General features: G+C 33.4%; 17 protein-coding genes and 1 pseudogene. 16 read left to right on the forward strand and 2 right to left on the reverse strand.

Translation table 11 applies throughout. The features are described from left to right. Position 1: 1 nt before the first annotated feature. The 12 genes from DOK76_RS09610 to ntdP all read left to right on the forward strand — a co-directional run bounded on the left by DOK76_RS09610 (position 2) and on the right by ntdP (position 15,280). Complete coding sequence (locus DOK76_RS09610; RefSeq protein WP_206967187.1) at positions 2 to 826, forward strand: WxL domain-containing protein; 825 nt, start codon at positions 2 to 4, stop codon at positions 824 to 826. A gap of 27 nt (positions 827 to 853) precedes the next feature. Beyond that, complete coding sequence (locus DOK76_RS09615) at positions 854 to 1,732, forward strand: WxL domain-containing protein (RefSeq protein WP_206967190.1); 879 nt, start codon at positions 854 to 856, stop codon at positions 1,730 to 1,732. An 18-nt stretch (positions 1,733 to 1,750) separates the two neighbouring features. Further along, positions 1,751 to 2,599: a WxL domain-containing protein gene (locus tag DOK76_RS09620; RefSeq protein WP_206967192.1), complete on the forward strand. Its 849-nt coding sequence runs from the start codon at positions 1,751 to 1,753 to the stop codon at positions 2,597 to 2,599. A gap of 16 nt (positions 2,600 to 2,615) precedes the next feature. After that, positions 2,616 to 3,488 carry a WxL domain-containing protein gene (locus tag DOK76_RS09625; RefSeq protein WP_206967195.1) on the forward strand — a complete coding sequence of 291 codons (873 nt, stop codon included), beginning with the start codon at positions 2,616 to 2,618 and terminating at the stop codon, positions 3,486 to 3,488. A 40-nt stretch (positions 3,489 to 3,528) separates the two neighbouring features. After that, positions 3,529 to 7,851 (forward strand): hypothetical protein, encoded by a 4,323-nt coding sequence (locus DOK76_RS09630; RefSeq protein ID WP_206967197.1) that lies wholly within the window; start codon positions 3,529 to 3,531, stop codon positions 7,849 to 7,851. Positions 7,852 to 7,925: 74 nt separating this feature from the next. Continuing rightward, on the forward strand, positions 7,926 to 9,029 hold the full coding sequence (locus tag DOK76_RS09635; protein WP_206967198.1) for a WxLIP family cell surface protein: 1,104 nt from the start codon (positions 7,926 to 7,928) through the stop codon (positions 9,027 to 9,029). A gap of 17 nt (positions 9,030 to 9,046) precedes the next feature. Beyond that, positions 9,047 to 9,658 carry a hypothetical protein gene (locus tag DOK76_RS09640; protein WP_206967201.1) on the forward strand — a complete coding sequence of 204 codons (612 nt, stop codon included), beginning with the start codon at positions 9,047 to 9,049 and terminating at the stop codon, positions 9,656 to 9,658. Between the two features lie 148 nt (positions 9,659 to 9,806). Then, entirely contained in the window at positions 9,807 to 9,959 is a 153-nt protein-coding gene (locus tag DOK76_RS09645) for a hypothetical protein (protein WP_206967203.1), read from the forward strand. 60 nt (positions 9,960 to 10,019) lie between these two features. Then, positions 10,020 to 12,536 (forward strand): polysaccharide deacetylase family protein, encoded by a 2,517-nt coding sequence (locus DOK76_RS09650; RefSeq protein ID WP_206967205.1) that lies wholly within the window; start codon positions 10,020 to 10,022, stop codon positions 12,534 to 12,536. Positions 12,537 to 12,650: 114 nt separating this feature from the next. Next, on the forward strand, positions 12,651 to 13,454 hold the full coding sequence (recX, locus tag DOK76_RS09655) for a recombination regulator RecX (RefSeq protein WP_206967207.1): 804 nt from the start codon (positions 12,651 to 12,653) through the stop codon (positions 13,452 to 13,454). After that, positions 13,441 to 14,637, forward strand: a complete 1,197-nt coding sequence (gene mutY / locus DOK76_RS09660; protein ID WP_206967208.1) for an A/G-specific adenine glycosylase — start codon at positions 13,441 to 13,443, stop codon at positions 14,635 to 14,637. Before recX ends, mutY begins: the two co-directional genes overlap by 14 nt. Before the next feature lie 106 nt (positions 14,638 to 14,743). Beyond that, on the forward strand, positions 14,744 to 15,280 hold the full coding sequence (gene ntdP, locus DOK76_RS09665) for a nucleoside tri-diphosphate phosphatase (RefSeq protein ID WP_206967210.1): 537 nt from the start codon (positions 14,744 to 14,746) through the stop codon (positions 15,278 to 15,280). 68 nt (positions 15,281 to 15,348) lie between these two features. On the opposite strand, the gene DOK76_RS09670 is transcribed toward ntdP, so the two are convergent. Continuing rightward, positions 15,349 to 16,467, reverse strand: a complete 1,119-nt coding sequence (locus DOK76_RS09670; RefSeq protein ID WP_206967211.1) for a hypothetical protein — start codon at positions 16,465 to 16,467, stop codon at positions 15,349 to 15,351. Between the two features lie 20 nt (positions 16,468 to 16,487). After that, positions 16,488 to 16,919: a GNAT family N-acetyltransferase gene (locus DOK76_RS09675; protein WP_206967213.1), complete on the reverse strand. Its 432-nt coding sequence runs from the start codon at positions 16,917 to 16,919 to the stop codon at positions 16,488 to 16,490. A gap of 132 nt (positions 16,920 to 17,051) precedes the next feature. Here DOK76_RS09675 and DOK76_RS09680 point away from each other — a divergent pair, with 132 nt between their 5' ends. The 4 genes and pseudogenes from DOK76_RS09680 to DOK76_RS13370 all read left to right on the forward strand — a co-directional run. After that, positions 17,052 to 18,188 carry an AI-2E family transporter gene (locus tag DOK76_RS09680; RefSeq protein WP_206967215.1) on the forward strand — a complete coding sequence of 379 codons (1,137 nt, stop codon included), beginning with the start codon at positions 17,052 to 17,054 and terminating at the stop codon, positions 18,186 to 18,188. Between the two features lie 87 nt (positions 18,189 to 18,275). Then, positions 18,276 to 19,655, forward strand: a complete 1,380-nt coding sequence (locus tag DOK76_RS09685; protein ID WP_206967217.1) for a hemolysin family protein — start codon at positions 18,276 to 18,278, stop codon at positions 19,653 to 19,655. A 56-nt stretch (positions 19,656 to 19,711) separates the two neighbouring features. Beyond that, on the forward strand, positions 19,712 to 21,550 hold the full coding sequence (locus tag DOK76_RS09690; protein WP_206967219.1) for a DUF6020 family protein: 1,839 nt from the start codon (positions 19,712 to 19,714) through the stop codon (positions 21,548 to 21,550). A 1,058-nt stretch (positions 21,551 to 22,608) separates the two neighbouring features. Further along, positions 22,609 to 22,904, forward strand: a pseudogene (locus tag DOK76_RS13370) (sugar phosphate nucleotidyltransferase); the annotation flags it as partial. Positions 22,905 to 22,935 lie beyond the last annotated feature (31 nt).

The raw sequence follows: 22,935 nt of genomic DNA on the forward strand, positions 1-22,935 counted from the left end.
TATGAAAAAGATAGTTATTTCTACAATGCTTCTAAGTTCTCTTGTGTTAGGTACAACTTTAACAGCTAATGCAGAGAATTTTGAAGGGAAAACAAAAGGCGATATTCAACTTAAAGATGGAAAAGGTTCTGAAGGTGGACCTGATGACCCAGGTGATAAGACAGATCCTGTTGATCCAGAAGTGCCTGAAGAAATTGATCCACCAGAAGATGGAGGAGACAAAACGGAAGGTGCATTGAAATTTGCTTATGTTCCCAACCTAAAATTTGGTGATAATAACATGATTCAAGCTAAAGGTAACGCACACTATTATGCACGCTATACAAATGTTGTTATTAAAGAGACACAACAGAAAGAAAAACGAGCAAGTTTCTTCCAAGTAGATGACGTACGTGGTGGTGCAAAAGGCTGGAAGGTTAGTCTAGCGAATAATGGTATTTTCGAAACACCTGATAAAAAATATTCTATGAAAGCTAATTTGTATATCAATGATATGACAATTCGTACGAATTCAGGAATTGCTGAAAAACCCACTGTAAAAAATGATTTGGTGGGAACTGAGCTATCTAAATACACTAAAATTTCAACATCAGATAATTCAGGTGTTGAAATTGTAACAGCAGTACCAGGAACTGGTTTTGGTAGTTGGAGTGTTCGTATCGGTTCAACAGGAAATCCAATTAATCAAGAAGTAAATAATGGGTCTAAGCAAAAAGAGGTTGAAGAAAGAAATCCTGCGGTAATGCTTGAGGTTTTACCAGGGATGAAAGTAACGGATTCTGTCTATTCAACAGACTTAATTTGGAATTTATCAGATACAATTTAAAGCTAAACTACAAGAGGAGTGGAAACAATGAAAAAAACGACATTAATTTCAGGACTAGTATTATCAACGATTATTTTAGGAGCGGTACCTTTTACAGCTCATGCTGATTCAGCAAGCACATATGGAGATGTAACGTTTGAAGCAAACGATGACAAAGAGGGTGGGAATCCAGGAGAGCCAAAGGATGGTTCTCAAGTACCGATTACTAATTCAAAAGACCCTAATGATCCTAACAAATTAGATGGTAGCTGGGGCAAAGGTTCTTTACGACTTGAATGGGTACCAAACTTTCACTTTGGAACACAAAAAATTAGTTCAGCAGATTCTTATTACCCAACAGCTTGGCAAGATCAAGTAACAATTGATCCAAGTGGAGCTGCAAAAGATGTCAAAGACTACCCACAATACGCTCAAGTAACAGATGAATCAGGTAAATCAGTTTCTAAATGGCGAGTTAATGTTAAGCAAACTGTTTTTAAAGGAAAAGACGGTGCTAAAGATGTTGAGTTACCTAATACAATGATTACATTGTTTAATACACAAGCATACAACTCTAACTCTGATCATATTGACCCTGTTGAAGCTCAAAAAATGACAAAAGACATTTTTACTTTAACAGATGTAAAAAATGAAACAAGTGGTGTTAGAAAAGGGACTCCAATTACAACAACTGGTATTGAATTAGGACAATCAACACAAAGTATTGATCCTGTTAAAGGAAAAACGCCTAATGGAACTAAAACAAGTATTGTCTTTGCAGAAGACGATCAATTTAACGGTGAAGTGTCAGCTAATCGTACAGGTAAAAATGAGGCAGTGAAACTATTCTCGCCTGCAAAAGATGTGAAAGTTTCAGGAGTTACTTATAAAGCTGACTTAGTTTGGGACTTAGTTGTCGCGCCGTAGTAAAAAGGAGAGAGATGAATGAAGAATTATAAAAAAATAGTGACGTTTTTATCACTCTCATTGATGGGTTTGGCAATTAACCAAACCATAACCTCAGCAGCTCCTGTTGAAGGAAAGACTGATGGCAAAATTAAATTTACTGAAGGTGATGGTCCGATTGATGGCCCGATTGAGTTAATTAAGCCAGGGACTGAAAAAGAGTTAATTACTATTGATAAAAGTATGGGGAACCGAACAGCTGGTGGCTTGAGATTGTCGTTTGTGCCAAATTTCAATTTTGGACAAGGTGAAATTTCTGTGACGGATCAAGTTTATTATGCTAAGACAATTCCTTATAAATTAAGTGATCCAGCTAGTTCTCAAACCGAACAGTATATGCCACCTTTCTTACAAGTGATTAATGAAAGTGGTGACGATCATCAGTTTTCAGTATATGTTTGGGCGACTACTTTTAAATCGTCAACGCATGAGTTAATTGATAGTCGTATCAAATTAGCAAATTTATCAGGAAGAAATACGATGTTAGATAAAGGGGATAAAGGAACATCTAATGAAGGTTATGGAAACATAGATGCTGTTGCAGCTAATTACTTAAGTGTTCCTAATTTATCTAGTTTACCTGACAAAGCTTTAACGATTCCTACCAAACAAAGTGATGCGACTATCGTTTTCTCAAGTGCCAATGGCGAGAAAACAAGAGGTTCTGCTTCATCTATTGTTTTTGGAAAAGACTATAGCCCTAAAAAAGTCTACGGCAAAGATGATGTGATGGAATCAGTTAGTTTACATGTGCCTGCCACAGATAAACCTAAAAAGGCAGATTATGTTTCTACTATTACATGGGAACTTGAAGATACAATAAGATAAGAAAAGAGGAAAAGAAATGAAAAACAATCAATTAGTTAAAGTATTAGGTGTTAGTTTGTTATCAGTTGTTGCTCTTGCAGCAGTTAATCAAGAAGTAAGTGCTGCTGAGAGTACGGATACAAAAGGTCGCGTAAGCTTTGTAGAGCCAGGTGGACCAACAGATCCAAATGGCCCATTTGCCTTAATCAAACCAGGTACTTACGATGAATGGATTACGATTAAAGAAAAGGAAGGAAAACAAACTTTAGATGGTAAATTCAGATTTTCTTTTGTTCCTAATTTTGAGTTTGGTAGTGTGGAAGTATCTTCTACTGATAGTTACCATAACTTACAACACACTATCCCATATCAATCATACGACCCAGTAAACGAAAAAAAAATGTTTAATGAAAATGATGGAAGAGACATTAAACATTTACCACCATTTATTCAAGTAGTGAATTTACGAGGAACAAATGCAGAATATAAAGTAAGTGTGAAAGCTGGTAAATTTATAGGGAAAACTAATGGGAAAGAGTTGGAAAACACAACAATCCAAATCAAAGATTTTGAATCAAGAAATAACGTGTTAAATCAAGATAATGAGAATGCTTCAGCAAGTTCAATTCTTGAAGCACCAGTAGCTAAATTACCTACAGATGGTTACTTAAGCTTAAGAAGTGATGACAGCTTAGAAATTATGAAGACTGTGAAAGGTCAAGGTAAAAAAACAGATGGTTCAGCTTCATCACTTGTATTCCAAAAAAATTATGATAATACAAAAGACTATGAAACTGATTTCATCAAAACAAGTGATTCAGTAAGATTATTTGTACCAGCCAGTGATGCACCAACAATTGGTGAAGATTATTCAGCTGATGTGACGTGGACTCTAGAAGATACAATTTAACATGATTCTATGTAAAAATTAAAGGAAGGAGAAAGAGTGAATGCATGGTTTAAAAGAAAACAGAGTAAAATATATTTTATTATCTGCATTATTTGGACTCCTTGTCGCAGTTGGGTTTAATCCAACTTTAACTTTTGCAGGTACGATCAACACTGTTCCTACCTCAGTCCCAACAGTGTGGAATCCAACAGAAATAGAACGAGAAGGAACTGTGGAACCGGATATCAGGATTAAAATCTATGATGGTGATAGGATTGATTCGGTAGGTGGAGATATTTTTATCTATAATGATAAAGATGAAGTAGTTGCCAAAGACACCTATATAAAAAATACAACAAATACTTATAGTCAAACTCATAAACTTTACATACCATTAAATGAATTGGTTACAGGTAAACAGACTTTTAAAACTCAGATTATTAGTTACAATCAGGATAAGAGTAAAAAAGGTGAGTCAATTGTCAGTGAATTTACAGTAGATGTTAGGCAAAAATACCTTATTAAACACGTAGATCAGTACACCAATAAGGAAATACCTGTTACAGGAACCTATATGCCTAAGAAATATGTTAATAATGTTGGAACAGACATTTCAACTGTTATCTTAGGGACATATTATGTAACAGATACTGTTAATAAAAAATATTATAAGTATACAGGTGCTTATGTTGGAACTGAAAAATTAGAACGGTCAGATAATACGACTAATTTAAAATTTAAACATATCCTGACGGATAATCCTGACGGGGAAGTTATTACTATTTATTACCAATCAGATGTTCCTGATTATTTTTATGAACGAGGAAAGGTATTGGAAACAGATTATAATAAAAGTGATGAAATGCCAATCATCAATCGGGAAGTCAAAAAGGACACTGCTGTTCCATTTAATCAACGGATTACATTAGGTCCTGTTGATGAAAAAACGGGAGCTCCTATGTCAAAATCAACAGTGTTAGGTAATGGATCAGCATCTAATACAGGCTCTTTATTTGTTAATGTAATGTCTGAATTTACCAATGGAAATTATGCGACATCAACATTTGGTTCCTATCTTGATGTTAATAATAAATATTCGACTTTATCCATCTACCGCCCTTCAGTTGGAACGGCAAGTAATCAAATAATTTATTTGGATCCAAATTCTACTAACTATTATTATCAAAAATTATCTAATGGTGATGAGATGATAAAAGTATTAAGTTTAGCAAAACCTACCTTTAGTGATACTAATCCTGATGAGAGATACATTGTTGAGTACACACTTATTAGTTCAGAACAAACTAATGAAGTTGATGTGACTGCTGAAGTGACAAATGGTACTGGTTCGGATAGAGATCTGGCAATCATGTACACAACTCTTATCAGTACTAATGGCGCTATAGCTGGAACAAATATGACAACTGTAGGTCCTATTCAAGCGTTAGGTGATAATAAAGGGATTTCTATTATCCAGGCCGGAAGGGATCCGAAGTATGATGTTGAAAACGCAATTTTATTTCCTGATAAAACAGAAGATGGTCCAAGTAATTGGGTACTGGGTACTACTAACTTAACTAACTCGTATAATGGATTTAATAGAGGTGGTACTACTAATACAGTAACCGGTGAAGGATTTGAAAAAGGATACACTTCAGCAGAGAGTAAAGCTGCTGTAGGAGATGACTCTTTAGTAGATACACCTTATAAAAAAGGATTTGCTTTTAATACAAAAGTCAGTGCAGCCGGAAATTATAGGTCTTTGAGAATGAAGACAGATGTAAAAAATACAAAGCCGAATGAATCTGTAAAATTGCATTGGAAAGTCCGTTTTGGTGATATGAAATTAGAAAAAGATGAGTCATCAATTTATCGAGAAATGGATAAACAAAGTGGAGAAGATTTAGATGATTTTGAATTAGTGAATAAAGTATTACCAATTGAAATCGACACCAATCGAATTTCAGATGCAACTGAAGTTAGAAATTTCATGATTTTTGGAAATCAAAATGCTGGAGATACTTTGTCTAAAATTACTAATACAAGTCGTCAAAATACTCCGGGATCAAAAATTAATATTGACTATCGAAATGAAAAAGTTGGCCTAATGTTTCCTAGGGTAATTACCTATAATAAGAATTTTGATGATATTCAACCAACTTCTTACTCTTATTTCTATGAAACAGGAGGAGACGATCCTATTTATGGAGGTTCAGGATTTGGTTTAGCAACATTTCAAGATCATAAAGTTGAGAATAATGTACCTGCTAATATTTTAAATTCTTCTCAAATTGATGAGTATTATGTTAGTAGAGATGGACATTCTGCTAAAGCATATGGTATGTACAAATTTGGAACAGGAAAAGAAATACCTATAAAAGTTACCGTAGAATCTGCGAATGGTAAAGGTAAAGCACGTATGATTTTAGAGTACATGAATACCTTAGACAAGCAGACTAATTTTAACTCTTTTTATACAGTTCATATGGATATTAATAATATTCATAAAAGTTCTGAAATGAAGACATTGGGAGATACTAAGGGAGTTTATTTTGAGGAGCCAGATTTAAGTCATTTAAAGGGAGCTAATTATTATGTAGCCTTTTATACTAACAATTCTAATAATGGTCAGCCTGTAGACAATATCAATATTTATAATATTGATGATACAGGTTTCACCTACCCAACAAATTGGAATAGGATTGGAGGCTCAGAAACTTCTCATGTACCTAAGTTTGATCCCTCTCAGAAAAAAGGAGAACGACTTAAATACAGAGATCCAGTAACAGGAGCAATTAAAGATAGTTATCCAGTCCATCCAGGTTGGTATTTTTCTTATGCTAGTCAAGAGTTAGGGAAAAATGATATTGGGAGAGCAGATATCGAGTTAAAGGTATCTGATTTAGATGAGATTATTTACGATCCTGTTAAAATTATTCCTGAGGAAGATAAAGAAGCACATACAAAAGCTGAGTTGGTTTACCAACCAATCATTGAACAAAAGATGTTCGAAAAAATGGTTAGTCAAGGCCATAAAGCCGATAACGTTGAAATCGTGACGACTTTCAATCCTTATATTGATGTAAAGGAAGAAGATTTATCTGTATATGCTGACGGTGCTTTGTTAGATAAAAACTTATATACTTTAACAATTGATAAACAAAAAAATGAATTTAAAGTGTTATTTAAAGACCCAGTACCTTGGGATCTAAAAGGGAAAAAAGTAGAGATTAAGCAAAGTTCACCAGTTATTACGAATGAAACAACTGATGGAATTATGACTTATTATGACAAACCAACTAAGTCTTTTATTTTTGATATTACAGCTTTCAATAGTTGGGATGTCCACAATGACCCAACGGAACTAAGGGAAGTTCAAGATCCAATCTCAAAAGAGAAACAAATTATTGAATATTCTCCAACAATTACAGCTAAAGCGGTTGAGGGTCTGTCAGTTAATTCAGGAGACACACCAAAAGCGGCTAGTGAGTATGTGAAGGACATTAGTCAACCTGATTTTGCTTTTGATCGATATGAAGCTAAATTTAAAGACAACAAACCACCTGTATTTAAAGGGAATGGAGATGTAACTTTCATTGTTGTAGTTGAAAGTAAGGAGTTTGGTTCACCTATTGAAGTTCCTGTAACGGTTAAAGTGACTGAAGAAGTAAACATGACAGTGAAATATTTCTTAAAAACACCTACAGGAGCAACAGAAAAATTAGTGGATTTAAATGACAAAGATTTGAAAGAAATTAATGATAAAACCAAAAAAGTCAAAGTATCTGATAATTTTTCAGATATATTAAAGGGCTATCGAGATGAACTAGTTTTAGGCTATGATTATTTAGAAACAGTAGTAAAAGTAGATAATCAAATTGAAACGGATCATAGTAAAGTACCAAACAAAGACTTTATTGTGGAGCTTTATTATGATGGTAAAGTAATGCTAGATTATCCAGAAACCTTTGATTTTGGAAGTCATCAATTGAGTGTGTTGGGAGAATCAGAAATTCGACCTAAAATTACTAGAGATGGTAATTCAGATGATAAAGAAATGAAAATGCAAGTCATCAATACACAAGGTGAAGGTGGTATTTGGAAGCTTTCAGCTAAACAAAGTAAAGAAATGAAAAATGGTACTGATACGTTTAGAGGTTCAATCTACTACGTACCAAAACCAGGAGCTCAAGCAATTGAGTTAGACAATACGTTTAAAAAAATTGAAGTTGATTCACAAACAAATCAGATTATTAATAGAATTCCATTATTACCAAAAGATCTTAGTACAAAAGCAGGGATCTATATTGATATTAATCCAGGTAATAAATTAGGTAATTATACTAATGGCGAGATTACTTGGAGTTTAGAAGACGTACTTTAATTTTGACAAAGAGATATTGGAAAAACAATATCTCTTTGGTTTTTAAAAAATAGGATATAAGGTGATGATGAACGATGAAAAAAATAAGCAAGTTGATTCAACTATTAGTATTATCGGTATTATTTATTAGTATTAACGGTTTAACCGTCAAAGCAGATGGAAATATGGCAGTTTCAGTAAATGCCATTTTACCTGAAAACCAACATAATAAAGAGGTAACTTATTATGATTTAAGAATGACACCAGGTCAGAAGCAAGAATTAGAATTTGAGTTAAATAATCCTTCTGACAAAGATGAAACAGTTAAAATTGAAATCAATAACGGTACAACAAATGATTCAGGTAGTATTGATTATTCAGATAGAGGGAAAGAGTATAAACGTGATAATTCATTAAAATTAGCTCTTTCAGATGTCGCAACAGCACCAGACAAGGTAGTTGTTAAAAAGAACAGTAAAGAAACAATAAAAATTAAGCTAGATATGCCAAAAGAAGAATTTGACGGTATGATTATTGGTGGTATCCGTGTGTCTAAAGCAGATGAAGAGGATAGTAAAGATGAGTCATCTGGTGGCGGTATGCAAATTAAGAATAAAGTCGCTTATACAGTTGGTTTGAATTTATCTGAAAATGATAAAGAAGTTAAGGCTGAATTAGACTTAATCAAAGTATTTCCAGGTCAAACAGGTGGTAGAAATGTTGTTAAGGCTAATGTACAAAACAATCAACCACAACTATTAGAAGAAATTGAATACAAAGCACATGTGACAAAAAAAGGTCAAACAGAAGTTTTACATAAGTCTTCTGTAGAGAACTACCGTTTTGCTCCTAACTCAAATTTTAACTTTGATATCAGTTGGGAAAGCCAACCTTTTAGATCAGGAGATTATACCTTATTCATGACGGCAGAGTCTAAAGCGACTGGTCAGAAATGGGAATGGAAAGAAGATTTTAAAATCACAGCTGATGAAGCTAAAAAATTAAATGAAAAAGCGATTGATTTAGATAAAGATAACAAATGGTTATACATTATTATTGGTCTTATTCTGTTATTAATTTTAATTATTCTATACATTGTTTATAGAAAAGTTAAGAAGAATAAAGAAATGAAACGTAAAAAAGAGTTAAGAAAGAAACGTAAAAGTAGTGGTCGTAAAAAAACAAGTAAAAGAAAATAAATCGAGGGAATGAACTTATGGAAGAACAAAACATCATGCTAACGCCTGAAGAGGAACAAGAGCTTAAGGAATTAGAAGAAAAAGGATCGAGTCTGTCAATTGTTAAGAATGTCCTTATCGGTTCTATTGCATTAATTATCATGTTTCTAGTATATGGCTTACTGGTTTTTTATCCCTTTACTTCAAAGATGTCAGGGAAATGGATTGATGCTGAAAGTGGAACTTACCAAATTAATAATAGTGGTAAACAGTCAGAATTTACGATTAAAAATCTGTCGGGGAACCCTAATTTGTCACTAGTTTTTAAAGGTGACTTATATAGTGTGGGCAGTAATCGATATAAAACAAAAGATGTTCAACCTTATTTAGAGGTAAATAAAGACGGCATCCCAAATGAAACTGTTGATGAGTTAAAGAATCAAACAGAAGCTTATAAAGTAACGAAGGAGACGGATAGCACACTTCTTTTAGCATACACAAATGATGCGATTAAGAAGAGTTTTCCAGATAATCAATTAGAGACATTGTTTTACTATGAATTAACACCAAAGTATTTTTTTGGACAGGAAGCGCATTTAAAATTGCGAAACAATACATTTGCTGATCCAACTATTTTATTTAGCAAGTAAATAGCTACGAATGATTAAACAGACCTAGTGATTAGGTCTGTTTTTTGTATGGATAACTATTAATATATTTAATAGATAAAAAATAATTATTGTTATAGTATGTATTGTTTTTCACTGCTAATTGGTATAATTGGAGAGGTGGTGTGAAATGAAAAAGATTGGAATTGCTATAGTAACGTTAGTAATATTGTTAGGTATGTATTCAACAAATGCTTTTGGTGAAACAAAAGCATCTTCATCAGAACATCCGGTAGAGATGACTTCAACAACGGAAGAAAGTCAAACAAATGAATCGTCATAACAAGCAGAGACACAGCAGACAAGTGAAAGTAATAAGGATGAAGAGAAAATTCTAGTTGAGATGACATCAGAAAAATTCTCTCCAGTAAAATACGGTGTCTCTAAGTTAGCGGATAGTGTGTATTACTCTAGTATAGAAGATGCATGGGAGAAAAAAGACCCACAACCAATTGGTGAAGAACTCCTAATACTTGATGAGTTGTTTTCTAGTGAATTAGGTAAAGTGTATCAAGGGACTAGAAGTGATAAATCATCAGTGCTCATTTATGAATCAGATGTTTTGCGTAATGAGTCTGATAAGTATGGGACACTAGCTAATGACTTTAAGGGTGTGGTGTTTAAAGATGTTACCTTATCAACAACTCAAGACAATAAGGACGTTGAAGGGAAAACTTACCGCATTCAAGAAGAAATTACTGTAGGTGGTACAACTTATGTCAGTTTATTCAACAAAGAAAATGAGTTTATTGGATTTGTGAATAAAACAAATGTAGCCCTTTCTTCTGGTGAAGAAGGTAGTGAGGTAGCCTTTAACAAATATGTGACTGTTACGACGAAAAATAAAGAAGTCTATGAAAATTTTGATTTTAAAGTAATGGGCAACACGTCTCAAATAGGCAATAAGACTTACTTAGCCAAAACTAAATTCTATCATCATAATGGATATACTTATGTTGGTTTATATGATCTGAATAACAAATTCAAAGGATATGTGAATGAAGATTTTGTGACAGTAGGAGAAGGACGTCAAGGTGCTCCTATTTCTTATGATAAGTATGTCATTCTTGTTAAAGACTATGACATTTGGAAAGATTTTTCATGGCAACCAAAAGCAAAAGCGAATCAATATAAAAATCAAGTCTTTAAAGCTAAAGAGATTTTCTACCATACAAATGGTAGTGAATACCTATCGCTCTACAATAATAAAGATCAACTAGTGGGATTCATTAGTCGTGAAGCAACAAAGGATAGTGGCGCACAAGGAGAGTATGTCTCTTACAATAAATATATCACTATTAAAAATCAAAACTATTCACTCTGGAGTAGCTTTAATTGGACTGAACGCCATAATACTAAAACATTTGCGAATAAAACTTTCCTGGCAAGAGGCATTTACTATCATTTTAATGGAGACAAGTATTTAAGTGTTTATGACAACAAAGGGTACTGGTTAGGTTACCTAAATGCTAATGGAGCAACAGTGGCTAATGGTCCTGAAGGTAGTTATAGATCATTTAATCGGTATGTATCTGTCACGAATAATAATTACAATACTTGGCAAAATTTTTCATGGAAGAAAAAAAATCAAACCAATAAGTACACCAATCAAACGATTTATGCTAAAGGAGTCTATCATCATTATAATGGTTCAGAGTACTACTCCCTTTACAACAATAAGAATCAATGGCTGGGTTATGTGAATAAAAATGCTGTAACCTTGGCTGCAGGAAGCCAAGGGATTTATCATTCTTACGGTAGACGTGTCACAATGTCTAGTAGAAATTATAATGTGTATCGTAATTTTAATGGGGATAAAAAGAATGTGAATGTCAAAAATAAAACCTATACGGCAAAAGGCATTTACTACCATTTTAGTGGTGCTCGTTACTTTAGTTTATATGATGGTAACAAGTGGGTAGGATATATCAATGCTAATGCAGAACAAAGTTACGACATGAACAAGTTAATCCCTAATCAAGAAAGCTTACTAGCTGTTCATCAAGTCATTCAACAAAAGATACTTGATACATCAAGTAATCCAAGAAATGTGATTGATCGGGTGTTGAGTATGAGTACGATTAATCGACGAGATGTTACTTATGAAGGTGGCTATTTTGTGGTCTCATTAAAAGGCAAAAATGTCGGTACAAATGCTGTGAAACTAACTCCTAAAGAGATTGCTCCAGCTGTTAATTACCGCATGCTTCCTCAAAGTGAGATAAAAGGAGCTATCCCATCTTTAAATAGAAATAAAAAGTATGTGGCACTGACCTTTGATGATGGACCTAATCCATATACAACACCACAGTTACTTAACACGTTGAAACAAAAGAAGGTGAAAGCAACTTTCTTTATGTTAGGTGGCAGTGTCAATGCTAATCCATCAGTAGCACGAAGAGTAGTTAATGAAGGACATCAGATTGGTAGTCATAGCTACTCTCATCCACAGTTAACAGGTTTATCTGGAGCTCAGATTATTAATGAAATGAGAAGTACAGATAAAGCTATCTATTTTGCGACAGGTAAATTACCAAAAACATATCGTCCACCATACGGAGCTGCAAATCGTTTCGTCTCAAATACAGTTAAAAAACCTTCGATTACGTGGAGTGTGGACACACGAGATTGGGAATCTCGTAACCCAGTAGCCATCAATAATGTGGTGAATCGAACAGTCCATAATGGGGCAATCATCTTGCTTCATGATATTCATCAACCATCTGTTAATTCAGTCCCTACAATGATTGATAATCTAAGAAGACAAGGGTATGAGTTTGTGACGATTGATGAGTTACTAGAGATGCAAGAAAGACCACTTCATGGCTACTATAGCCAATACAGAGAGTTTAGATACTAATGATTCGAAAGGTTACAACCTGATTGTGTTGTAGCCTTTTTTGATGGTCTCTTTTAGAATAACTTTTCATAATATGATATAGTTACAAGACAAGATAACAGAAGGTGAAGACATATGGAAATAATCAAATCAATTCGTAAATTAAAAAATAATCAGTATACACTAACGACTGAGAGTGGTAAACGAATCAGTGTATCAGAAGATACCTTAGTTCGTTATAGGCTATTAAAAGGTGAAGAAATAACAAGCGAAGCGTTAGAGACAATTGAAAAGGAAGCTGAATTAGACATTGGTTATCAACAGGCCTTGTCCTATTTAAACTATCAACTACGCTCAGAAAAAGAGATTAAAGACCACTTAAAGAAAAAAGAAATTTCTTCAGAAGGAATTCGTTACGTGATTAATAAGTTAAAAGAGATTAACTTATTAGATGATTTAGTCTTTGCTGAAAGTTATGTGAGGACTGTGATGAAGACCCAAGATAAAGGACCACAACAGATTAAGCAAAGCTTGATAAAAAAAGGTATTAGTGAAGAGCATATTGAAAAATCTTTAGAGCAATTTTTCTTTGATGATCAAGAAGAAGCAGCAACTAAATTGGCGATTAAAGCATTAAGGAAATATCAAGCAAAAAGTCATAAAGAGCAACTACAAAAAGTGAGACAACATCTATTTACAAAAGGGTATAGTAGTGATGTGATTAATCTAGTAATGTCTAACCTAGAAGTAGAAAAAGATGAAGATGATGAGTGGGACACACTTGTGGCTCAAGGAGACAAGTTGTGGCGTAAGCACGCTCGTCTAGATAGAAGCAAACGAAATCAAAAAATCAAGCAATCCTTATTTCAAAAAGGATTTGATTTTGACGTGATTAATCGATACATAGAAGAGAAAGAGATGGCAGATGACAACGAGTAAAGACATAATTGAGTGGACAGAAGAACAAAAACAAGAGATGCGAGATAAGCTTTTAGCTTGGTATGATAAAGAAAAAAGATTATTACCTTGGCGAGAAAACAAAGACCCTTACCGGATATGGGTATCAGAAATTATGCTCCAACAAACTCAAGTGGTAACCGTGATTCCTTATTTTCATCGCTTTATGGAGTGGTTTCCAACGATTAAAGATTTAGCTGAGGCAGATGAGGACAAGTTGCTTAAAGCATGGGAAGGCTTAGGTTATTATTCAAGAGTCCGTAACATGCAAAGTGCAGCACAAACCATGGTAGAAAAATTCGATGGTCAAATGCCTAATAATGTGAAAGACTTACTGAGTTTAAAAGGAATTGGACCTTACACAGCAGGGGCGATTGCTAGTATTGCTTTTGATTTACCAGAGCCAGCTGTCGATGGCAATGTCATGCGTGTGTATAGTCGCTTATTTTGCATTGAAGATGATATTGCGGATCCAAAATCAAGAAAAATATTTGAACAAAAAGTACGTGAGACTATTAGCCATGAGCGTCCTGGAGACTTTAATCAAGCGTTGATGGATTTAGGCGCAACTATCTGTACCCCAACTTCTCCTAAAATTGAGATTGATCCTTTAAGAGATTTGTATGAAGCACATAAGCAAAATCGCTTAGAGGAGTTTCCTGTGAAAAAGAAAAAGGTGAAAACAGTCCATTTGTACTATTTAGGTTTGAGTATTCAAAATAAAAAAGGTGAGTACTTACTAGAAAAACGTCTAGCTGAAGGTTTATTAGCTAATATGTGGACATTCCCCTTAGTAGAAGTTGATAAGAAACACTATCAAGAGATGGAAAAAGAATGGTTAGGCTATCAGGAAGATCAAAAAGAAACAACTCTTTTTGATTTTGTCGCTGAAGATAGTGGGTTGATGAAAGGTGCTTTTCTTGAGGCATTAGAAACAAGTCAATCAGACGTTGTTTGGCTAAAACAACCATTAGGCGATGTGAAACATGTTTTTAGTCACAGAAAGTGGCATATATTATTAGGAAATGGCTTCTTAAAGGAAGAAACTGAGCTGATGTTAAAAGAAAACCAGTCATGGGTTGATCCAAAAGACTTTCCTAATTTGGCTTTTCCAAAGCCGCAACAGAAGATGATCTCTTTGATAGAGGAATTACGAAATAAATAGTGATAATACGTATTTAATTATGCTATAATAATTGTGATATTGGTGTAATGAACACCCTAGCGAAAAAATTGATCAGTCGATCAAAGAAAGTAGGGTCATAGAAGAAATGCGTGTACCTAAAGAAGGAGAGTTTATCACTATCCAAAGTTACAAGCATGACGGGAGTTTACATCGAACTTGGCGTGACACAATGGTCTTAAAAACCAGTGAGTGTTCTATTATTGGGATGAATGATCACACCCTAGTAACAGAATCTGACGGTAGACGTTGGGTAACGCGAGAACCTGCTGTATTGTATTTTCATACAAAATATTGGTTCAATATAATTGCAATGATTCGCGATAAGGGCGTGTCGTATTATTGTAATCTGGCTTCACCTTATGTTTTAGATGAAGAGGCACTAAAATACATTGATTATGATTTGGATATCAAAGTTTTTCCTGATGGAGAAAAACGTCTTTTAGATGTGGATGAGTATGAACTTCATAGTAAACAAATGAACTATCCAGACGAGATTGATTATGTATTGAAGGAAAATGTCAAGATATTGGTGGATTGGATCAACAATAAGAAGGGCCCTTTTTCAGACGAATATATTGAAGTCTGGCACGAGCGCTATCAACAATTATCAAGAAGACAGTAATCATATCTATCGTGCAGGTAAGCAAAATAATAAAAAGAAGCTAGATTAATTTCTAGCTTCTTTTTGTATTATTTTTTAAGAATCGCTTCGATTTCTTTGTATTGCTCTTCTGTTAAAGCAACTTTGTAAGTTTCTAGCAGTTCTTTTTTTGTGTCATCATCTAGTGAATCTTTGTACTCAACTAGAGTATCTTTTAATTCTTTGTACTCTTCAGGGGTAATTGCTGTTTCTGCATTTGTATCTGGGAAGAATGTTTCCATTTCTTCTTTGGTTAAGATATTTTCTTTTTTAGGTAGAACAATGTCAGCTTTTTTGTCTGTCATAGTTGTTTCAAATAGAAGTTTCATTGACTTAAATCCAGCAGCTTCTAGCTCAGTTGCTTTTGGAGCCATTGTAATCGTTGCAGAAGTTTTGTCAGTTTTTGGATTAACACTTAGTTTAACATCAAGTTTGTCAAAGTCTTTGAATAAGGCTTCTAGGTCTTTTGTATCAGTATCAGTCTCTTCAGAAAGAGTTTTGATTAATTGTTTGAATTCCTCTTCTGTGAAGGTATGACTAATCACATCGTCTTTTTTAGTGAATGATTTTTTGTCTAACCCTTTAATAAATTCAATGTATTTTTTATTCATTTTTTCTTGATTCTTTTGAGCTGTTTCCATTTCTTTGACAGCTTTAGCCAACTCAGCTTGATCCATTGCTTCGTCCATTGCGAAGACATCAATGTATTTACCTTTTAGTTTACTATAATCAGTTCCTTGGCTTAGATCAGTCCCAGTCATAGAACTAGCAATTCCCATGATGTATTCCATCATATCTGTGGCAAAATACATTTTTGGTTCTTTGCCAAAGCTTCCCATCATGTTGAAGGGAATTTCCATCCCTAAAGCGTTGACTTTCATATCAACAGCAAAAGCGTTGTCTTTTTTTGTGTCAGCTTTCATAGTTCCTGTTAAGGACATGTCTTTTAGTTGGGTGTTTAACATAGATGAGATTGGGTTTGCTGCTTGGTCTGGTGTAGAAGCCATTTCCAAATCTTTAATAGACACTTTAAAATCATAAGTTCCTTGAGTTAATTTTGATTGAGACTCCATGTAGTTGACAAATTCGTCTTGTGGGCTCTTACCACAACTTGTCAGAATAAAAAGAGCTAATGCTGCTCCAGCAAGTGTACCTAACGTCTTTTTCATTTTTTTCTCTCCTTTTTTATCTATAACTCTTTTTTCATATCGAAGTGTTTAATACCTGCATCAAGGTATTCCTCTCCAAAAACCTGATACCCCAGTGCTTCGTAAAAAGGAATCGCGTGATCTTGAGCTCCCAACATAAGCTCATTCATGTGATTATGTTTAGCAAATTCTTCAACATAGGTCATAAGTTGTCTGCCGTAACCTTTTTTTCTGGCGCTTTTTGAGACAGCCATACGTTGTATTTTATAAACAAGATTGTCTTTTTCTTGAATACGCACAGTTGCTTGAGGAACCTCTTTGTCATAAAGAACAAAGTGAATGCAAACATTTTCTTGATCTATTTCAATTGAAAGTGGGACTTGTTGTTCATCAACAAAAACCTCTTTTCTAATCGTTAAAGCGTCTTGATAGGTTTGTGAGGATAGGTTACTTGTTTCTTTGATACAAATCATTGCAAACACTCCTTTGAAAAAAATGTAGATAAATTGTCATATAACAAAAGCAATTTTTGTTAGTTTATATTATACTATAGAGTAATTAGATTAACAAAATCAATCATCAAATACCTTAATTGGAGGAATACAATGTACAATCGATTTAGACATTCAAAATTATTATTCTGGTCAGTAGAACTTTTAGTGATAGCTACCTTGATTCTTGTTGGGACACAAATCAGTTTTATCTTTAAGCCAATCGGAACCATGTTTACTACTATGTTCTCACCGATTTTAATTTCAGGATTTTTGTTCTACTGTTTCAAACCTGTAGTAACCTTTTTAGAAAAGAAAGGTATCAAAAAAACTTGGGGAGCAAGTATTGTTCTACTATTATTAGTGGGGATTATCGTATTTTCAATTTCCTCTTTAATCCCAAGTTTAGCTAATCAAATTTATTCTTTAATGAAATCAATGCCAGCTTTCATCAAAGAAGTAGAAACATGGGCAAGTGAAATTAGTCGACATCCTTTAGCGCAAAATCTAGATATTCAGTCGTACTTAGATAAATGGAATATTTCAGTCGGCCATATTTTACAAACGTCTCTAAATGGTTTAAGTTCTGGGATTGGCTCATTCGTGTCATCTATTGCAGGTGTCGTGATGTTAGCTGTCACAGTTCCATTCATTTTATTCTATATGTTAAAAGATGGTCATAAAATGATTCCAGCAATTGAAAGATATTTTCCAGAAAGACATAAAAATGAAATGGTTGGACTACTTAAAAAAATGAGTGAAACCATTGAAAAATACATTAGTGGACAAATGATTGAGTGTTTATTTGTGGCAGTGGGAACAAGCTTAGGTTACATGCTTATTGGTGTGGATTATGCTTTCCTTTTTGGTGTGATTGCAGGGATGACTAATATGATTCCTTATATTGGACCATACATTGGTCTTGCACCAGCTGTAATTGTGACAGTCTTTGCTGATCCATGGAAAGCAGTTTTTGCTTGTATTGTTGTATTAATCGTACAGCAAATTGATGGCAATATTATTTACCCAAATGTGATTGGTAAGAGTCTAGATATCCATCCATTGACAATCATTATTATTTTATTAGTGGCTGGAAACATGGCAGGACTTCTAGGGATGATTCTTGGTGTTCCGTTCTATGCTGTGTGTAAAACAATTTTTGTTTATGTTTTTGACATGGTTCAATTGAGTAAATCAGGCAAAAAAATGCCAGAAGAGTCATTACCTCATGACAATTCAGGGGTTGAGTAATTGTCAAAACCCTAGTTTTATGATACGATTTCATGGTAATTAGTTACATATATTTAACTTATATTTATGTTAGGAGAGAACAAGCTTATGAACGCTGACCCTGATAGTCAGTCTATTTTATTTAATGTTTTAATTTTAGTGGTGTTAACACTTCTCAATGCCTTTTTTGCTGCTGCAGAGATGGCTGTTGTGTCTGTTAACAAGAATCGTGTGGAGGCTAAAGCCGATGAGGGAGATAAGGCATCGATTAAATTATTGAGATTAATCAATGATTCAGGCATGTTTTTATCAACCATTCAAGTAGGGATTACCTTGGTGACTCTTTTACAAGGGGCATCATTAGCCAATTCTTTTGCACGAAAATTAGCACCACTATTTGGTGATGTTGCTTGGGCGAAACAAGCTTCACAAATTATTGTGTTGATTGTCTTAACCTATATTTCAATTGTGTTTGGTGAATTATATCCAAAAAGAATCGCTCTGAATAAATCAGAAGAGATTGCCAAGTTTGTGATGGGACCTATTCGCTTGTTGAGTGTTATTATGAAGCCATTTGTTTGGTTATTATCTGCCTCAACAAACTTTATTAGTAAAATCACTCCAATGAAATTTGATGATGAAAATGAAAAAATGACACGTGAAGAAATGGCTTATATCATTACGAATGAAGGTGTCCTAGACTCTGAAGAGTTGGGCATGGTAAAAGGTATTTTCGATATGGATACAACCTTAGCTCGTGAAGTGATGGTTCCTCGTACCGAAGCTTTTATGATTGATATTCATGATGATGCAATAGAAAATATTGATAAAGTCCTAGATAATAGTTTCTCACGAATTCCTGTGTATGATGATGATAAAGACCGAATTATTGGGATTTTACATTTAAAGAATTTATTAAAAGAAGCAAGAAAATCAGGTTTTGAGAATTTAGATTTATTAAAAGTTATTCATGAACCATTGTTTGTTCCTGAAACCATTTTTATTGATGACTTGATGATTGAGTTAAAACGCACTCAAAATCACATGGCGATTCTCTTAGATGAGTATGGTGGTGTGGTAGGACTTCTGACATTAGAAGACTTGTTAGAAGAGATTGTTGGTGAGATTGATGATGAGTCAGATGAGCTAACAATTGAAGAGTTATATCATGAAATTGCTGATAATGAATACATTGTTCAAGGGAAGATGCCAATTGATGACTTTAATGATATCTTTGGAACGAATCTAGATATGAATGATGTGGATACTATGGCAGGTTATGTGATAACCGCTCTTGGAGTGATTCCCGAAAAAGATGAGACTTTATCTTTTGATGTGGAGAATGTGACTTTAACAACTCATAAAGTTGAAGGCACACGTTTGCTTGAGTTAAAAGCTAAAATTCATGAAATCGAAGAAGAACCTGAAGAAGAAAAGTATCGCCGAATTAAAGGTTTAGGCGATCGAGACAAAGATAAAGATGAGTAAAAGAGAGAAAATATTCTCTCTTTTTCTGTATAGATTGTTTTAGAATGGAGAAAGAAATGAAGAATTTTATTTTAGCATGTCTAATGACGCTAGGTTTGTCAGTTTCATATGATGTGATCGCAAATAGTAAAGAACCAGCAGTTGTTTACTCAGCCATTCCTAATAATCCAACGTTACTATTGTTTTCATTAATAGGGATATATTTATTTTTAACTTATGTGCAAAAAAAATCAGTTAAGACTAATTGGTTACAAACGTCTTTATCTTTATTTTTTGCTTATTGCACATGGAGCATAACTATATATGAATCTGGTATTAAGACTATTAATCAAATAATCTCTGGAAATTTGGTAGGTGTTTTTTTTAGTGTACTAACTATTGGAAGTTACACAATTATCTTAAATGGTATTCAAGGTATATTGACTAACTATATTAAACAACCAAAATTGCTGAGTGTTCCAGAACTTAGAAATTTAGAAAAACCAACTAATTATTTTGCAAAAAATCCATTTCTGACAAGTTTTGTAATAATTTTTAGTGTTTGGTTAGTTATTGCGATTTCTAGTTTTCCAAGTGTTTTTATGGGGGATTCATTAGATCAGGTAGAACAATTTTTAGGAATACAGACTAGGACTGCAGCACACCCTGTTTTGTCAACTATGTTTATTGGAGTGTTTGTAAAAATAGGTCAGCTCTTAGGTCATCCTAATATGGGAGTTTTTCTATATACAGTTAGTCAATTGTTTATAGTTTCTATTTTAGTTTCTTTTAGTATTAATCTTGTTTACGGACTCACTAAAAGAGCAGGTAGTTTATTAGCTGTTTCTCTGCTAATTGCATTATTACCTAGTATAAATGGCACAGTGATTTTAGCAACAAAAGATATTATTTTTTCTGGTTTTTTTGTTTTATATATTGTGACATTAGCTATGTTTTTTTTAGATGAAAAAAAGTTTTTTCAAGATAAATTATGGATTTATCATAGTTTAAGTATTATTTTTATGCTGTTGTTTAGATATAATACGATTCATTTTATTGGATTAAGTTTAATTGTGTATATTTTAGCTGAGATTGTTGGCAGAAAAAGAATAATACGAAAAACATCTTTAGTATTGTTAACGATAGCTACTCTATTTATTGGAAGTGGTATGAACCGTGTATTGGTTTCAGTATTCGCAGAGAAAGATTTAACACCCAATAGAAGAGAAATGTTATCACTACCTTTTCAACAAACAGCTAGATATATAAAGTATCACGAAGATGAAATTAGTGCAGAAGATAAAGAAATAATTGAAAGTGTTCTTGATTACGATGTCATAAAGAATAATTATAATCCAGTAAGATCTGATGCAGTGAAAAGGACACATAAAGAAGACGCTACTGATGCAGAGATGACTGCTTATTTTAAATTAGTTGCAAAACAAACACTAGCTCATCCGTTAGTAACTTTGGAGTCAGTAACTGCAAGTCATGGAAATCTGTTTAATGTTAATAAATCAGTTAATGATTACTATAAAAATGGTGTTGTACTTGATGCAGATGAAAAAGGTATGTTAGCAAGATATGAAGTAATTGGACTTTCAGATTCTAATGTCTTTTTAAAATTAAATAAAGTTAGACTCTTTTTCTATTCACTCTGGGATAGGTTACCTATTTTGTCTCAAATTAATAATTATGGTGTCCAAATGTTTGTTTTTTTAAGTTTATTTGTGCTGTGTTTAAGAAAAAAATATTTTGAATTAGTAGCTATTTTTATTCCAGTAGGTGCTTTTGTAGGTACTCTAATTGCTGGACCTATTACACAAGGCTATTTAAGGTATGAATTACCTGTTATTTTGATTACGCCAATTCTTTTTGTTTTGACAGTAAGTACATTCAAAAAAAATCAAAGTTAGGATATTATATCTTTACTGTTTCTCCTTATAGATTAGAGAAAAGTTATTTAAAATTTTTTTAGAAAGAGGCTGACGTTTGGGAGCCTCTTTCTTTATGCACATTTTTAGCTATTAAATTGGCTGGAAAGTGGAAACATATCTTAACAATTTTTACTTTACAATCTGTTGTAATTTATATAGCAGACTCTTTTAATCAAGATGTCTTTGGTTATGGAATTATGTTATTAATAGTGGCTCTATTCTTTAAAATGATGAAGAAAAAATTCAAGAACGTGATTTGTTTCTCTTTATTGGTTTGTGCATAGTTCCTATCTATACTAAATTACCTTACAGTGTTTTAACGGGTTTAGACCTCTTTATTGCACCTAGACGTTTTAAGAACAAAAAAGCATATAACTTTATGCTAGCTGGTATCATAGTAGTTATTCTTGTTTATTAGTTATTCTAAAACCAAAGGAATAGACTCGATTAATGAAAATGCTTATGTAGTTAAACAAGTGGATTACATTAATCATAATTTTGACGTCTTTCTAGGTTCTTAATTTGCAAGTATGTATGTGACAATAGCTAAGTTTGGACAACTATCTTCACTTGGGTGGGATTGAAAAGGTTCTGTTCCATTAGCTTTAATCAACTTAATTTGCATAGGAATTGTTATGGGATTTCCTATGAAGTATGTTGAAAAAGTAAATAAATGGACTAAACTTGATACTATTTTTATAACCTTTTTAACATCTATTTTAATTTACATGTCTATGTATTTAACATTTAACCTAGACGGAGGTTGGTAAAAATTATTTGTCGGGTGTTCAAGCAATATATTCTGCGGATTTGCTTATGTTATTATCAGTAGTGATGAATTATTCTGAATTTATTGGTACAATTGAGGAGAATTACGTTACTAAAAGACCGATGCAAGTCTTAGTTTTTTGTTATTAGTTTGGGCGATTGCTTCATGTATTGGGGTTTATTACTGAATATAAAAGAGGTGCTACATTTTGAAATAAATTATTCTGGCAGGAGGATAATCAAGACATGGAAGCTACCTCGATTGAAGAAAAGCGAATCACGCAGTCACAGGTTATACTTTTATGACGATGACGTGATTGATATTGGTAAAAATAATAAACTATCTGAATGCGGTGAATCGGAGATTACTGATATGAATCCTGCTTATTTAGATAGAGGTGATTTATCAGATGAGTTAATAGGGCAGCCGAATATACCTACAAGGATGTGAATAATCGATTGGGACATGATTTAAGATATGCCATTGAATCAACAAAGTTAAAAAAAGAACTAAGTTCGACACCAGAGTTTATTGAATTTTGAGTCAGGTTTAAAAGACACGATTGTTTGCTTACTGGAAACAGTCATTGATAGGA

The organism is Candidatus Vagococcus giribetii (genome assembly GCF_017316185.1).
Lineage (GTDB): Bacteria > Bacillota > Bacilli > Lactobacillales > Vagococcaceae > Vagococcus > Vagococcus giribetii.